The organism is Formivibrio sp. oc-25 (assembly GCF_055810895.1).
The window spans coordinates 43,358-58,232 of sequence record NZ_JBVVOL010000005.1; the positions used below are offsets into that span (position 1 = coordinate 43,358).

Consider the following 14,875-nt stretch of genomic DNA (forward strand, 5'->3'; position numbering starts at 1 on the left):
AACCAGATTCTGGAGACAAATCATGCTTCTGTCCGATAACGATCTGCAGGCCATCTGGCTCACCGTGCGGCTGGCCGGCATCGTTACCCTGATCTTGCTGGTAATCGGCACACCGATTGCCTGGTGGCTGGCGCGCACTCGCTCATGGTGGAAAGGCCCGATCGGTGCCGTGGTGGCCTTGCCGCTGGTCTTGCCGCCCTCGGTGCTGGGTTTCTACCTTTTGCTGGCCATGGGCCCGCACGGGCCGGTGGGCCAATTCACCCAATGGCTCGGTTTGGGCACCCTGCCATTTACCTTCTGGGGGCTGGTCGTCGCTTCCGTGTTTTATTCGCTGCCCTTCATGGTGCAACCGGTGCAGAACGCGTTTGAGGCGATTGGCGATCGCCCGCTAGAGGCGGCGGCCACGCTGCGCGCTTCGCCGCTCGATGCCTTTTTCAGCGTGGCGCTACCCCTGGCCCTGCCAGGCTTTATCACGGCCAGCATCCTGACCTTTGCCCATACCGTGGGAGAGTTCGGCGTGGTGCTGATGATAGGCGGCAATATCCCGGGCATCACACGCGTGGCCTCGGTGCAGATCTACGATCACGTGGAAGCGCTGGAATATCTCGAGGCGCACCGCCTTTCCGCCGTGATGCTGGTGTTCTCTTTCCTTGTTTTGCTTGCGCTGTACGTATGGCGCCCGAATGCCAAGAAGGCTTGAATCATGGAACACATCAAAGCCCGTTTTCAACTGGATTGGCCCGGCTTCGCGCTGGACGTCGATCTTGATTTGCCCGCACGCGGCGTGACTGCGATCTTCGGACATTCCGGCTCGGGCAAGACCACGCTGCTGCGCTGCATTGCCGGGCTGGAGCGCGCACGCCAAGGTCACCTCACCTTCCGCGGCCAGATCTGGCAGGACGGCAAGACCTGGATTCCCACCTACAAGCGCTCGCTCGGTTATGTTTTTCAGGAAGCCAGCCTGTTTCCACACCTGAGTGTGCTGAAAAACCTCAAGTTCGGCATGGATCGCACCAAGTCGGAAAAGACCGTCAGTCTGGATCAGGCTATCGAATTGCTCGGTATCGGCCATCTGCTGGCGCGCAAGCCCGATCGACTGTCCGGCGGTGAACGCCAGCGCGTCGGCATCGCCCGGGCACTGGCAGTCAGTCCACAAATCCTGCTGATGGACGAACCACTGGCGGCGCTGGATCTGAAACGCAAACAGGAAATCCTGCCCTATCTGGAACGCCTGCACGATGAGCTCGATATTCCCGTGCTCTATGTGAGCCATTCACCCGATGAGGTGGCGCGGCTGGCCGACCATCTGGTGGCCATGGAAAACGGCAAGGTGGTCGCCAACGGCCCGCTGGGCGAAACGCTGGCCAGGCTTGATCTCCCGATCCATCTGGGCGAAGACGCGGGCGTGGTGCTCGATGCCGTGGTAGGCGAGCGCGATGCGCAATGGCATCTGGCACGTACCGATTTCGCCGGTGGCAGCCTGTGGGCTCGCGATCCCGGCCTGCCGGTGGGCCGCCCTGTACGGGTGCGTGTGCTGGCACGCGATGTCAGTCTTTCCAATCAGCACCAGTCGGATACCAGCATTCTTAACCTGTTGCCCGGCAAGGTAGATGCCATCGCCGATGACGAGCATCCCGGGCTGGCGCTGGTACGCGTGAAAGTCGGGGAATCCATGCTGGTATCGCGGCTAACCAAACGCTCGGCGGCCAATCTGGAAATCGCAATCGGCAAGCCTATCTGGGTCCAGGTGAAATCGGTTGCCCTGCTTGATTAGACTGAGTTGATCCGTACCAGGCAAAGCAGTGGACGTGCGGGTAAATTTTGTTGCCGGATATCCTTTGATTCAGGCTTTGCGGCCGTAACGTTTCTCCGATTCCGGCTCGCATGCATACTCATCATCCGGAATATGATTGAAGGCGATGCGTGCCGGCGCGGCCTGGCGCGCCAGATAGCTTGATCCCCAGTAAATGGTGTGCTTACCGTAATGGCCGTTGATCTGATCAATCGTAGCATCCAGCGCCGTGTGAGGATCGGTGGATTCGACTGCGAACAAGTCCGGCGTGATCAGCCTGCGCTCGGTCAGTTCGGACAAGCAGACTGCAGCGGCAAAAGGGGTGGCACGGCATGCCCAATCCGGCCGGTTGAACCACCATTGCGACAGCAAGCGCGTGAATACCAAGGTTTGGTCTGCAGGTTCAAACCCTTGCGCCATCCCCCAGCCACGCATTCCCTCGCGCGTTACAAACCTGACCTTGACCGACAGGCGTCCCGCCATGAAGCCATGATGACGCAACCGCACGGCCGCCTTTTGCATCAGCCGGTGCAACACGCCTTCCACCCCTTGGGCATGACGTAATTCCGGCGGCAACACATGCGAGTGGCTGATACTGCGCTTCTCCCCTGCCGCGGAATCCGGAATTTCATGCCCACGCAACAAGGCATGCAGACGCTCTCCTGGCAAACCATTCCAGATCAGGCGCATTTTTTCCTGCCTTGCCCGGCAGAGCTGTTCGACCGTAGCAATGCCATTGGCTTTGAGCCGGATTTCCATATTGCGGCCAATTCCGCACAGATCGCGCAATTTCAGGCGAAACAGGGCATCGGGCAGATCCTGGGATTCAAGCACCACCAGGCCATCGGGCTTTTGCATGTCGCTGGCAGTCTTGGCCAGCCAGACATTGGGCGCGATGCCGATGGAACAGCGCAGGCTATCACCCACGCGGCGAATTTCCTGCTTGACCTGCTCTGCCACGGCGGTTGCGGCCTGGCGCTGGCGATCACGCCCCTGCAAACGGCAGGACATCTCGTCAATCGAACGCACACGCTCAATCGGCAGGCATTTGCTGACGGCCTCAAGCAATCTGTGATGATAATCGACATACAGCGGTGGCCTGGCTTCGACCAATATGATGTCTGGACACAATTCGCGTGCCTGCCAGACCGGCGTACCCGTTTTCACGCCAAAACGCTTGGCTTCATAGCTGGCGGCAATGCAACAGGTGGTATCTGCATGCATGGGCACCACACCGACCGGACGACCGCGCAGACGTTTTTCAACCTGCTGTTCGACCGAGGCGAAATAGGAATTGAAATCCACATACAAGGCACGTAGAGGGTGGTCGCATGGATACACTTCCGGGTTGCCGCAGCTCTGCATGATATCAAAATAGAACGTTCGTTCTATTATCATGACTTGAAAAACCATATCCAGCAACCACCGTTAAGAAAATTGAAGCACTTCATGTGAATAATTGATATAAAACGGCATGGCTGACATTTCACCCACCTCTTCTACCGCCCCTGGCACACTCATGGCTTACATCCGCACCCATCCCTATGCGGCACTGGGACTTATGGCTGCAGCACTGGCCGTGGCATGGCTGATCATCACCAGCGGCCATACCACTCTCAGCCTCAATCATCCCGATTCTGTGCAGTGGGGATTTCTGGGGGGCTTGGCAGGTTTTCTGGCCACTTTGTCCGGGGCATTTCCGGCACTGTTCCTGACGCGCCTGACACAGCGTACCGAGGACACCATGCTGGGCATTGCCGCTGGCATGATGCTTGCGGCCAGTGCATTTTCATTGCTGCTGCCCGGACTGGAAGCCGGCAAGGAACTGACCGGACATGCCGTGGCCGGCGCCATGCTGGTGGCATTCGGCATCATCATTGGCACATTGCTGATGTTGGGATTGGATAGCTTTACGCCGCACAAGCATGCGCATGGCGAACCCTGCGGGCCGTGTAACGACCGTTTCGGCAAAGTCTGGCTGTTTGTTTTCGCCATTACCCTGCATAACCTGCCCGAAGGAATGGCCATCGGCATTTCATTTGCGCGTGGTGATCTGCAAGTAGGCCTGCCGCTGGCTACTGCGATTGCCATACAGGATCTGCCAGAAGGACTGGCGGTTGCCATGGCTTTGCGTACTGCCGGACTTGCGCCGCTGCGCGCGGTGTTGCTGGCAGGCGCCAGCGGCCTGATGGAACCGCTTGGCGCGCTGATCGGAATCGGGCTTTCCAATGGCCTGGCGCTGGCTTATCCGGTCGGGCTCGGGCTCGCTGCTGGCGCAATGATTTTCGTGGTGTCGCATGAAGTCATTCCGGAAACGCACCGCAATGGGCATCAAACCCCATCCACGCTTGGCCTGATGGCCGGCTTCATTATCATGATGTTGCTGGATACGACTCTCGGTTAGTTTTTACTCACAACGCAAAGGAAACAACATGGCTCAAATCAATATCGGTATCGAAGAAAAAGATCGTCAGGAAATTGCCAATGGCCTTTCCCTGCTGCTGGCTGACAGCTTCACGCTCTATATGAAAACCCACAGCTTCCATTGGAATGTAACTGGCCCGATGTTCCAGACCCTGCATGTGCTGTTCATGGGTCAGTACACGGAATTGTGGAACGCGCTTGACCTGATCGCAGAACGCATTCGTTCGCTTGGCCACTATACGCCCGGATCCTTCCAGCGTTTTGGCGAACTGACCTCCATCGATGAGGAACATGGCGTGCCTTCTGCGCGCGAAATGTTGCAGCAGCTGGTTGAAGGCCAGGAAGCCGTTGCGCGTACCGCACGAGAAGTGTTCAAGATCGCCGATGCCGCCAACGATCAACCCACGGCAGACCTGCTGACCCAGCGCATGGAAATCCATGAAAAGAATGCCTGGATGCTGCGCTCGCTGATGGAAGATGGCAGCAGCGCTCCGGTACCGTCAGGCAAGAAGAAAAAGAAGTAAACCAAGTCTGATCGCAGGGGTTCCTGTCGCATGGGCAGGGCCCCCTGCATGCCCGCATCAGCTGTTCGCAACCATCCCACTTTTCGCACAAAAACGCGCGCTGATTACATCCTCGATACAGGATCACGGACAGACGCGGATAGATCTTGCCAGATCCGCTCGATAGTCGGCTTGGCGTTGTCAATCCGGCGATAAATACGGATCTTGATCGGCAAAGTCCAGCCATCATCGCCCGCCTGCATCAAAGTCCCATCCTGCACCTCTCTGGCCGCACAGGTTTGCGGCAACCAGCCGATGCCATGCCCCGCCACGATCATCGCCTTGAGCGACTCTGCCATCTGGGTTTCGAATGAGCGCCGCAAATAGCACGGCCGCCCGGAAGAAAGCAGGATCAATTCCACGATATACGAAAGATAGGCACCGGCCTCGTAGGCCAGGAACGGGAAACGCTGGTGCGGATCACCCGGCAGACTGAACAGAGGCAAACCATCGCTACCTACGCCGGAATACGGCACCATGCGATCCTCGCCCAGCTCCAGGCAGGGAGTGCCTTGGGTATCGCGCATGGCGGGCATCTGGGGATGATGGTAAGCAATCAGAAAATCACAATCGCCCCGCTCCAGCACCGATACGCCATCCGGTACATTAACCGCCTGCACGTGCGCCACGATCGATGGAAAGCGCACCTTCAGCTGCTTGAGCCAGCTCGGGAAATAGGTCAGCGACAAGGTATGCGCTACCGCAAAATGTACCACCTCACCATCGCTGGGCGCATGTTCGCGCAGGATGGCACGCACATCATGGGCGCGCCGCGCGGTTTCCACCGCAAAGGAATGAAAGGTACGGCCAGCCGGGGTCAGGCGTACGCCCTGACCACTGCGGTCAATCAACTCGGTGCCAACCCACTCCTCCAGGGACTGGATGCGCCGGCTCAACGTTGACTGGGAAATACCCAGCTGCTGGGCCGCCAGAGAAAAGCTGTGGCAATCCACAAGGCAGACAAAATCTTCAAACCAATCGATATGCATGTTTCAAACCGGAAAGTCAGTCAGGCACTCATTTAGAACAGGCTCAACGCCTGTCACGAGAAGCCAAGGTCTGCAACTGAGTGAGGAGCATAACTGCCGCTCTCCCTCTGGGGACTTAGTGATCGGGGAAATGCTGATTTCGGAGTGTAATCTGATGTGGAAGATAGATCGGCGCAGGCAATCGTTGTCCACTCCATAAGACTTGCAATGCCCTCATAATCGCCGGCCCATATTCCTTTGCCGGAACTCCTGCGGAATTGAGCCAGTCAGCCAGCCAGGGATTGATTGGATTATTGTCGAACCCGAACAGCACGAAATCTTCTGGAACCCTCCTGCCTGTCTCGCGCAGATATCGATATGCACCGTAGGCAAGCAGATCACTCATGCAGACAAGCATGCGCGGAGGATCCTGGCGGGCCAGGATATCCTGTACGGCACGATAGCCAACCTCGGTATGCTTGAGTCCTTCTGCCGTGGCATGCCATACCTCGGATTCGCTTATTCCTGCTTTGGCCAAAGTATCCAGAAACCCTTTTCTGCGCCAATAGGCTGAGGTGCGATCCAGCGAGGCGTGCAGCAAGGCAAAGCGCCTGACACCTTTTTCCAGTAACAGATTTGCTACATCCACACCAGCCTGGTAGTTGTCGATACCAACATAGGGAGATCCTTCCCAGCCGGGATCAGGGCGATTCACAAAGAGCAGGGTCTGGCCAGCCTCGCGCAGTTTGTCCAGCTCATTGCTGTCTACAGCGCTGACCATGATGATGGCACGGGTTTGCATGGATAGCATTTCCCTAAGATTCTCATCCTGAATCGCTGGTGTTTCATGGGTATCGCAAAGTGCCATGACCAGATTTTTTTCGCGCAGGGAAAACTCTATGGAAGCAACAATCGCTGCCATCAAGGGGTTTGCCAGTGCCGCTGCCAGCACGCCAACGATACGGCTTTCCTTACGACGCAACGCCTGGCCAGCACTGGAGGGCCGATATCCCAACTCAGCAATGGCGTCGCGCACCCGCTTGACGGTTGCCTCAGAGGCTTTGTTTGGGATGCCATTGACAATGCGCGAGACCGTCGCGATCGATACGCCCGCTCGCTCTGCCACCATGGATAGCGAGGGTGCACCGGTTTCTTTGCTTGAATGCCTGGAATCTGTCGTCATCAATAGCTATCCAAATATTGCCTGTGTTGTGTGCATGTAACATGCAAAGTCATGCCTACAGATAAAAACTTGTGATCGAACTTTACCGCATGTAAATTAGGTTAAACGTTTACCTTATTAATCTGCGAAAGCGTGATTCACAGAATCCATTGTAATCGAACGGATTTTTGATCATGTGAAGAATCCGGGTTGGAAAGTTGCCAGCAAGGCATCTCCAAGCCGCACCGATTCAAATGGCCGTATGCACATTACGAGCCATTTTTTTTGACGCACAAAGGTAAACGTTTACCTTCGGCGCAAAATGATTACGCTGAACTTCATGAACCACAAAAGCATTACATGACTCAGGAGGTCAGGATGAACGAGTTTGTCCTTAGCAAGAAAAGAATTATCGCCGCAGCGGTTTTGGCGTTGGGTGCACTTACAACCACAACACTACTTACCGGTTGCGGTGGCGATGATGCCGTTGCAGCCACACAGCCGGATACCTCAAGTGGCATTACCGCCAACCGGGTTGACTTGATCCGTGGCGATGCGCCGGAACTCGCGGCTTATGGCGACCAGAAAGTCGGCGTCAGAACGCTGGAATTCACCAATCCAGGCCAGGTGGATGTTGCCACCATAGGCACTACGTCGCCGTTGCCAAATCCATTGACAACATATGACAGGCCACTGAAGGTTGAAGTGTGGTACCCGGCCGCATCGACGGCTACTGGTACCAATCAGATCACGGCCATGATGCGCAATGGCGAGCTGATAACCCTGCAAGGCAAGGCCATGCAGAACGCAGCACCGAATACATCCGGCGGTGCCTATCCCTTGGTCATCATTTCGCATGGTCACCCGGGCAACCGTCACCTTATGACGCCTATCGCAGAAAACATCGCCTCGAAAGGTTATGTGGTTGTCGCTATCGACCATACCGATTCCACCTACAATACGCTCGGTGCCAATGGTCTTTACTCTGCGATCGTGAATCGCCCGCTGGACCAAAAATTTGTACTGAACAAAATTGCCTCGCTCGCGCAGGATTCATCATCATTCCTGTACGGCTTGGCCAATACAAATAACACAGCGATCATTGGTTACTCCATGGGTGGTTATGGCACGCTGGTCACATTGGGGGCAGGTATCAATGCTGCTACGGCGACAGCCTACCCTCTGGCTGCGCAACACTTAAGCGGCAGTGATACTCACACCGCCATGGCAGATTCCCGTATCAAAACTGCTGTAACCTTTGCACCAGCCGGTACCAAGCATGGCTGGATCAGCAACAGCGCACTGGCCGATATCCAGGTCCCCGTGTTGTTTATTGCAGGCTCCGTTGATGGAACGGTGGGTTATGAGGATGGCGTACGGCAGACATGGACTAACACCACCAGTGTAGATCGCAGCCTGCTGACCTTTGTCGGTGCGGGTCACAATGTGGGTGCGCCAATGTCGCCGCCGCTGGAAGCCTACAAGTTCGATTCAACAATCAATATGCATGTTACCAACCACTATATCGATCCGGTCTGGGATAACCTGCGTATGAACAATATCTCGCAGCACTTCATCACAGCCTGGTTGGGCAAGCATCTCAAGGCGGATACCAGCATGGATGCCTACCTGAATCTGACTACAGAATCCGGCACCACCACAGACACCACATGGAAAGGCTTTACTACAGGCAAGACGCAATCCCTGAAGTTTGAAAAGCTGTCTGCCGGCTCATAACACTGTGAGACTTTGATCTGTATTGCCAGATGTACTGGCTGACCTTGCCAATCCCTCATCATGCCGAGGGATTGGCTTTTCAGTTATTCGTAGATCCGCCTCATCAAAGTACGAAAGCGATACCAAATGAATTTACGAACGCTGGAACAGTTTGTCGTTGTTGCCGAAGAAAAAACCATTCTGCATGCATCGAAAAAACTCCATATCACCCAATCCGCACTCAGCCGGAAAATGAAGCTGCTGGAAAAAGAGATCGGCGTACTGCTTCTGACAAGACATCACGATGGCGTGACCTTGACGGTTGCCGGGAAAAGCTTTCTCGAAGATGCAAAATTGATCATTGCAGCCATTCACGCTGCCAAAGCGGACATGCTCAACCGGAACAAGAAGAATTCGTCCGATCTCGTACGCACATCTGCAGTGATGCCAGTCATTCCATCCGGGATCGCTGGCCAAGAATTTATGATAAGCGCGCAGCGGCATAGCACCCAGACTTCGTGCCGTTATTCACCCATTCATCCCTGATCAATTTACTTTCCAGACTCACCCTGATGCGCGGCAACAACGCCTGACGGTGCCAACACGCCACCTCACTGATATCACCATGGCGCGCTCGACAATGCGATCGCCCTCTTCATACATACGCGCATGCAGGGCATCGACCTGTTCGGTCCGGTGTTGTCGCATGCTGCGCCGATATTGCAGGCAGGGTCAAAAATCGGATCAATTAAGGGCAAGCTGTCGAACTGAGGAATCAGGATCCTCGCAGCAAGACTTTGAATACGTTTCTACACATCATGACTTTATGCATTTTTTGCATAAATATCGATAAGGCTTATCCACACTCCTATCATTGTGATCCTGAAAAGCCTTGAAGTTATTTGATGAATAAACGCATCAAACACAATCCATCCGGCGAACATGATGTTCCCGCAGTTTGCGTACCAGCGAAAAATCTCCTCTTGGCATGCGGCTTGCTGGTTGAAATGCGAGTTGCAATCTTGACCCGGTAACACCCCCCTGATTACAAGGTGTCAGATCCATGTACGGTCTGGCACGAAAAAGGTTTTCACTTCCACCTTTGTCTATCCCGTACGGAAATTTCATGAACTGTCCAATCGATCATCCGCTCAATGCCATGACTGTTTCATTGCGTGGCCACCAGCTGCTCAATGAACCCCTGCTGAATAAGAGCACCGCATTCACGCCCGAGGAAAGGGATGCGTTTGGCCTGCACGGCCTGTTGCCGGAGCAGGTGGAAAATCTGGAGGAACAGGTTGCGCGCCGCCTGGCCTGTGTGCGTGCCCTGGCCAGCGATCTGGATCGCTATGTTTTCCTGCGCCAGCTGCAAGACACCAGCGAAACGCTCTACTTTGCGCTGATTACCCGCCATCTGGAAGAACTGCTGCCCGTTATCTACACGCCTACCGTTGGCGCTGCCTGCCAGCGTTACAGCCGCATCTTCCGCCGCCCGCGCGGGCTTTACCTGAGCTGGCCCAACCGCGATCGCCTTGATGCCATTCTGGCCGATCCGTATTTCGATCAGGTGGAATGCATCGTCGTTACTGACGGAGAACGTATCCTCGGCCTGGGTGACCAGGGTGCGGGCGGCATGGGTATTCCGATCGGCAAGCTGGCCATATATTCGGCGTGCGGCGGTATTGATCCCGCCACCACCCTGGCCATTACGCTGGATCTGGGTACCAATAACGAGGAATTGCTCAATGATCCGATGTATATCGGCTGGCGCCACGAACGCATCCGTGGCGAGGAATATGATCAATTCATCGAAAATTTCGTGACAGCGGTCAACAAACGCTGGCCCAATGTTCTGCTGCAGTGGGAAGACTTCCACAAGAACAATGCCAATCGACTGCTGGATCGTTACCGTGATCGCCTGTGCACCTTCAACGATGACATCCAGGGCACTGCTGCGGTGACCACCGGCACCTTGCTCGCAGCCATCCACAAGACAGGCGTACCGCTGACCGAGCAACGCGTCGTGATTCTCGGTGGTGGCTCAGCCGGTATCGGTATTGCCGACCTGATCAAACTCGCCATGGTGGAACAGGGCTTGAGCGAGGAGGAGGCACGCAGCCGCTTCTTTATCGTGGGCCGCCACGGTTTGGTAACGGATGCCACACCGAATCTTGAACCCTTCCAGAAGGCCTATGTTCAGGATCGTGCCAATGTTGCCGGCTGGACCTTGTCCGGCGATCGCATCGGCCTGTGCGATGTCATCCACAATGTTCATCCGACCGTACTGGTAGGTGTTTCCGGCCAATCCGGCGCCTTTACCGAGGAGGCGATCCGCGAAATGGCCTGCCATGTGGCCCGCCCGATCATTTTCCCGCTGTCCAATCCGACCTCCTGCGTAGAAGCCTTGCCTGCCGACATCGTTCGCTGGAGCGAGGGCAGAGCCATTGTCGGCACCGGCAGTCCGTTCGCATCGATTGAATACGCGGGAGAGATGCACCACTTCGCCCAGACCAATAATTCCTATATTTTCCCGGGAGTGGGTCTGGCTGCACTGGCGGTGAAATCGCGCCGCATCAGCAACCGCATGTTCCTGTCCGCCGCTGAAGCGCTGGCCGCGCTCTCCCCGGCCCGCGATCAGGCTGAAGGAAAATTGTTGCCGCCATTGGCACAGATGCGTGATGTTTCCTACAAGATCGCGCTCGCTGTCGCAAAGCAGGCACGCGATGAAGGGCTTGCCGCAGCGCTGAGCGATGCGGAAATTGAATCTCGTATCCGCGCCAAGATGTGGGAACCTGTCTATCGCCCGTACTGCCATCACCGCTGAGCCTCGCACCTGTTCTGCTACTGGCATGAACCATGGGGGCCGCGTGCCTCCATGGCCATGGCGATGCATCACGCATTACCTGCAAACAACAAGGGCACTCCGTATGGAGTGCCCTTGTTCATTTCCCGGAAGCCTTCAGTGCTCCGCTTAGCAATATCTCAAGCTACGCAGTGACCGATTTATCGGGGGATATTTCAATGATGATGACCATGTTCGCCATGGACATGGCCATGGCTGATTTCTTCATCATTGGCAGCGCGTACGCCTTCGACGTTGGCGACAAACTTGATCGCCATGCCGGCAAACGGATGGTTGCCATCGACGACCACCTTGTTGCCATCGATTTCGGTAACGCGGAAGAACATGATGTCGCCCGTTGCCGGATCATCGGCTTCGAACACCATGCCAACCTCGACTTCCTGCGGGAAAACACTCTTTTCTTCAACGCGCACCAGTTCGGATTCGTACTCGCCGAACGCATCTTCAGGCTGCATCAGCACTTCCACACTGTCGCCTACGCCACGGCCATGCAAGGCCTCTTCCACCAGCGGCAGAATGTTATCGTAGCCACCATGCAGATAAACGATGGGTTCTTCGGTTTGATCGAGCAGCTTCCCTTCGGAATCGAACATCCGATAGTGAATGGTTACTACGGTATTTTTGGCGATTTGCATGGATATCATCCTGTATCAAGTGAGGCGGCGCCTCGTCATTCAAGTGAACGGGCGCGGAACGCTATTCTAGCATGGCGCTTCACCGCTGCTGATCACTGCACTTGCGCCGGTATTCGACGAAATGGTAATCAAGCCGACTGGCAGCATCGTTGTGGGTTTCCCGGCTGCATTCCTGCCATTGTTCGCAATCAAAATCTGGAAAAAATGCATCGGCCAGCGGAGCATCATCCACTTCGGTCAGATCCAGCACATCGGCAATCGGCAGCGCCTGGGCGTAGACTTCGCCGCCCCCTATCACGAAAACCTTGCTTTCTGCGGCACACGCGACCAGCGCCGCTTCAAGCGAAGCAAATACTTCAGCACCATCGAATCGACAAGCCTCATTGCGGCTGATCACCAGGTTGCGCCGCCCCGGCAATGGTCGGCCAAGCGATTCAAAGGTCTTGCGCCCCATCAGGATGGGATAACCCATGGTCAGTGCCTTGAAGCGCTTGAGGTCTTCCGGCAAGCGCCAAAGCAGCTTGTTATCCAGACCAATGGCCCGGTTACGGGCCACGGCGGCAATGATGATGATCTGCGGTGGGTTCATGGTCTCTTTCATTCAATCCAGAAGTGCGGGTTCCAGGCCACTTCCCAGAGAAAGCCTTCCGGGTCGGAAAAATAACCGGAATGCCCGCCCCAGAATACGTCCTGCGCGGGTTTGACGATCTTGCCACCGGCCTCTTCGGCGGCCTCCAGCAGCAGGGCAACTTCTTCGCGTGTGCGTACATTGTGTGCAAGGGTAAATCCGCGAAAGCCGCTGCCTGCTGCATCGACCTTGGCATCGTCGGCCAGTGCTTCGCGCGGGTAGAGCCCCAGCCAGATCGATTTCAACCCGAAAAAGGCCACACTATCGTTGCTCTGCGGCATGAGCGGAAAACCAAGCCGGGTATAAAAAGCACGCATGCGTGCCAGATCAGTGACACCGAGCGTAATCAGGCTGAGTCGGGGTTCCATGGTTATTCTCCTGTTGCTTGCAACGATTCGGCGACCACCAGATTACCCAATTCGGCCAGCGGTGGCAGATCACGCAGACTGCTCAGGCCAAGATCATCCAGAAACTGTTTGGTGGTTGCCAGCAACTCCGGCCGGCCCGGTACTTCCTTGTGGCCGACCACTTCGACCCAACCACGCTCGCGCAATGCCTGAACGATGGGGCTGGCGACTGTCACACCGCGTATCTCTTCAATTTCGCCTCGCGTCACCGGTTGCCGGTAAGCGATGATCGCCAGCGTTTCCATCACCGCGCGCGAATAGCGCGGTGGTCTTTCCGGATTGAGCCTATCCAGAAACGGCTGCATTTCCGGTCGGGCTCGAAAACGCCAGCCACTGGCCAGCCGCACCAGTTCCACCCCCCGGCCGGCCCAATCCTGTTGCAACTCTTCCAGCAAAACCATGAGCGCATTACTGGCCATTTCCTCGGCGAACAGCTTTTTCAGATCTGCCAGCGACAGGGGAACATCGGCCACCAGCAAGGCCGTTTCAAGCACCTTCTTGATATAAGGATCGCTGCTCATTGGGCCTCTTTCATTCCGGCAAGCCGCGCATAGATAGGTAGCCCGGCAGCTTCCTGAGTGACCGCAACCAGCTTTTCCTTCACCAGTTCCAGCAATGCCGAAAAGGTCACCACCAGCATGGGTACACCGCGCGCGCGATCGAACAGATCGACAAACTCCACGTAACGACCATCGGCCAGGACTTTCAGAATGTGGCTCATCTGTTCGCGCACGGAAAGCTCGCTCGCCGGTACGGTATGGTGGCGCTTGTTGCGTGCTCGCGAAAGGATTGTCATCCAGGCCGATTTCAGATCGGCCGCATCGACTTCGGGTAAACGCAGCATGCTCTCCCGCTCGAACAGTACCGTTACCCAGGCGAAATCACGCCCGGCTTGCGGCAACTGGTCCAACTCGAAAGCGGCGAGTTTCATCTGCTCGTATTCCAACAGGCGCCGCACCAGCTCCGCACGGGGATCGTGCTCGTCGCCTTCGACAGATTGCACCGGTTTTGGCAGCAACAGTCGCGACTTGATCTCGATCAGCATGGCAGCCATCAGCAGATACTCTGCAGCAAGCTCGAGCCGGCTGGTTTTCATCACTTCGACATACTGCATGTACTGCGCGGTCACGGCGGCCATCGGGATATCGAGGATATCGATATTCTGGCGCCGGATCAGATACAGCAGCAGATCCAGCGGGCCTTCGAACGATTCCAGCAACACGCGCAGGGCATCGGGCGGGATATAGAGATCCTGCGGCAATTCATGCACCGGCTCGCCGAACACATGGGCCAGCGGCCGAAGGGCTTCCGGCTGTAAAAGCGGGGAATTCATTCGATGCGGTCGTTGCGGATACGCCGGCGTGGTTCGGGGATAGCACCGGAGCGGGATGCCAGAATCAGCAAGCCGGCCAGGATCAGCAGACTCGGCACCAGAATGCGCCAATCCCAGCGTTCATGCAGATGCAGATAGGCGGCAACGCCGGCAGCGATCAGCATCGGCCCCTTGATCACGGTTTCCGTATTGAAACCTTCCAGCACCATGATCAGCACCCCGGCGCTGATCAGACCGAGGATCACGATCCAGTTGGCATCCGGAAACAGGTGCAATTCCTTGAGCAACCAGCCAGCGCCCACCACGATCAGGGCAATAGGGAAAAAGGCATTACGCATGGCCTGACTCCTTTCATGCGATCACAGTTACCCCCTCCCCTTGTGG

Annotated in this window: 16 protein-coding genes and 1 pseudogene; 7 read left to right on the plus strand and 10 right to left on the minus strand. The window is 56.2% G+C overall.

Features of this window, described 5'->3' with window-relative positions; translation table 11 throughout:
* The first annotated feature begins 22 nt into the window (after window positions 1-22).
* Window positions 23-700: a molybdate ABC transporter permease subunit gene (gene modB / locus AC0KVQ_RS04730; RefSeq protein ID WP_473419981.1), complete on the plus strand. Its 678-nt coding sequence runs from the start codon at window positions 23-25 to the stop codon at window positions 698-700.
* Window positions 701-703: 3 nt separating this feature from the next.
* Entirely contained in the window at window positions 704-1,774 is a 1,071-nt protein-coding gene (modC, locus tag AC0KVQ_RS04735; RefSeq protein WP_473419982.1) for a molybdenum ABC transporter ATP-binding protein, read from the plus strand.
* Window positions 1,775-1,843: 69 nt separating this feature from the next.
* Here the strand turns inward: modC and AC0KVQ_RS04740 are convergent, their stop codons facing one another.
* Window positions 1,844-3,190, minus strand: coding sequence for a DNA polymerase Y family protein (locus tag AC0KVQ_RS04740; RefSeq protein WP_473419983.1), 1,347 nt, complete (start codon window positions 3,188-3,190; stop codon window positions 1,844-1,846).
* Window positions 3,191-3,311: 121 nt separating this feature from the next.
* On the opposite strand from AC0KVQ_RS04740, the gene AC0KVQ_RS04745 reads away from it, so the two are divergent.
* Both AC0KVQ_RS04745 and AC0KVQ_RS04750 read left to right on the plus strand, forming a co-directional pair.
* On the plus strand, window positions 3,312-4,196 hold the full coding sequence (locus AC0KVQ_RS04745) for a ZIP family metal transporter (RefSeq protein ID WP_473419984.1): 885 nt from the start codon (window positions 3,312-3,314) through the stop codon (window positions 4,194-4,196).
* A gap of 37 nt (window positions 4,197-4,233) precedes the next feature.
* Window positions 4,234-4,740, plus strand: a complete 507-nt coding sequence (locus tag AC0KVQ_RS04750; protein WP_473420116.1) for a Dps family protein — start codon at window positions 4,234-4,236, stop codon at window positions 4,738-4,740.
* Window positions 4,741-4,844: 104 nt separating this feature from the next.
* On the opposite strand, the gene AC0KVQ_RS04755 is transcribed toward AC0KVQ_RS04750, so the two are convergent.
* The 3 genes and pseudogenes from AC0KVQ_RS04755 to AC0KVQ_RS04765 form a co-directional block, all read right to left on the minus strand.
* Window positions 4,845-5,768, minus strand: coding sequence for a LysR family transcriptional regulator (locus AC0KVQ_RS04755; RefSeq protein ID WP_473419985.1), 924 nt, complete (start codon window positions 5,766-5,768; stop codon window positions 4,845-4,847).
* A gap of 115 nt (window positions 5,769-5,883) precedes the next feature.
* A complete protein-coding gene (locus tag AC0KVQ_RS04760; RefSeq protein WP_473420117.1) occupies window positions 5,884-6,669 on the minus strand; it encodes a LacI family DNA-binding transcriptional regulator in 786 nt (261 codons plus the stop codon).
* A 135-nt stretch (window positions 6,670-6,804) separates the two neighbouring features.
* Window positions 6,805-6,930 (minus strand): annotated as a pseudogene (locus AC0KVQ_RS04765) (LacI family DNA-binding transcriptional regulator); the annotation flags it as partial.
* Window positions 6,931-7,287: 357 nt separating this feature from the next.
* Here AC0KVQ_RS04765 and AC0KVQ_RS04770 point away from each other — a divergent pair.
* From AC0KVQ_RS04770 to AC0KVQ_RS04780, 3 genes are all read left to right on the plus strand, one after another.
* A complete protein-coding gene (locus tag AC0KVQ_RS04770) occupies window positions 7,288-8,646 on the plus strand; it encodes an alpha/beta hydrolase family protein (protein WP_473419986.1) in 1,359 nt (452 codons plus the stop codon).
* Between the two features lie 126 nt (window positions 8,647-8,772).
* The gene (locus AC0KVQ_RS04775; RefSeq protein WP_473419987.1) at window positions 8,773-9,171 is read left to right on the plus strand and encodes a LysR family transcriptional regulator; all 399 of its coding nucleotides are present in this window, start codon (window positions 8,773-8,775) and stop codon (window positions 9,169-9,171) included.
* Between the two features lie 580 nt (window positions 9,172-9,751).
* Window positions 9,752-11,449: an NAD-dependent malic enzyme gene (locus tag AC0KVQ_RS04780; protein WP_473419988.1), complete on the plus strand. Its 1,698-nt coding sequence runs from the start codon at window positions 9,752-9,754 to the stop codon at window positions 11,447-11,449.
* Window positions 11,450-11,643: 194 nt separating this feature from the next.
* Here AC0KVQ_RS04780 and AC0KVQ_RS04785 read toward each other — a convergent pair whose 3' ends face one another.
* The 6 genes from AC0KVQ_RS04785 to AC0KVQ_RS04810 form a co-directional block, all read right to left on the minus strand.
* The gene (locus AC0KVQ_RS04785) at window positions 11,644-12,123 is read right to left on the minus strand and encodes an FKBP-type peptidyl-prolyl cis-trans isomerase (protein ID WP_473419989.1); all 480 of its coding nucleotides are present in this window, start codon (window positions 12,121-12,123) and stop codon (window positions 11,644-11,646) included.
* A 79-nt stretch (window positions 12,124-12,202) separates the two neighbouring features.
* Window positions 12,203-12,712, minus strand: coding sequence for a dihydrofolate reductase (locus AC0KVQ_RS04790; RefSeq protein ID WP_473419990.1), 510 nt, complete (start codon window positions 12,710-12,712; stop codon window positions 12,203-12,205).
* A gap of 8 nt (window positions 12,713-12,720) precedes the next feature.
* The gene (locus AC0KVQ_RS04795; RefSeq protein WP_473419991.1) at window positions 12,721-13,119 is read right to left on the minus strand and encodes a VOC family protein; all 399 of its coding nucleotides are present in this window, start codon (window positions 13,117-13,119) and stop codon (window positions 12,721-12,723) included.
* Window positions 13,120-13,121: 2 nt separating this feature from the next.
* On the minus strand, window positions 13,122-13,679 hold the full coding sequence (scpB, locus tag AC0KVQ_RS04800) for an SMC-Scp complex subunit ScpB (RefSeq protein ID WP_473419992.1): 558 nt from the start codon (window positions 13,677-13,679) through the stop codon (window positions 13,122-13,124).
* Window positions 13,676-14,491, minus strand: coding sequence for a segregation and condensation protein A (locus AC0KVQ_RS04805; RefSeq protein WP_473419993.1), 816 nt, complete (start codon window positions 14,489-14,491; stop codon window positions 13,676-13,678). The genes scpB and AC0KVQ_RS04805 overlap by 4 nt, the downstream gene beginning before the upstream one ends.
* A complete protein-coding gene (locus AC0KVQ_RS04810; protein WP_473419994.1) occupies window positions 14,488-14,829 on the minus strand; it encodes a hypothetical protein in 342 nt (113 codons plus the stop codon). The genes AC0KVQ_RS04805 and AC0KVQ_RS04810 overlap by 4 nt, the downstream gene beginning before the upstream one ends.
* Between the last annotated feature and the right edge of the window lie 46 nt (window positions 14,830-14,875).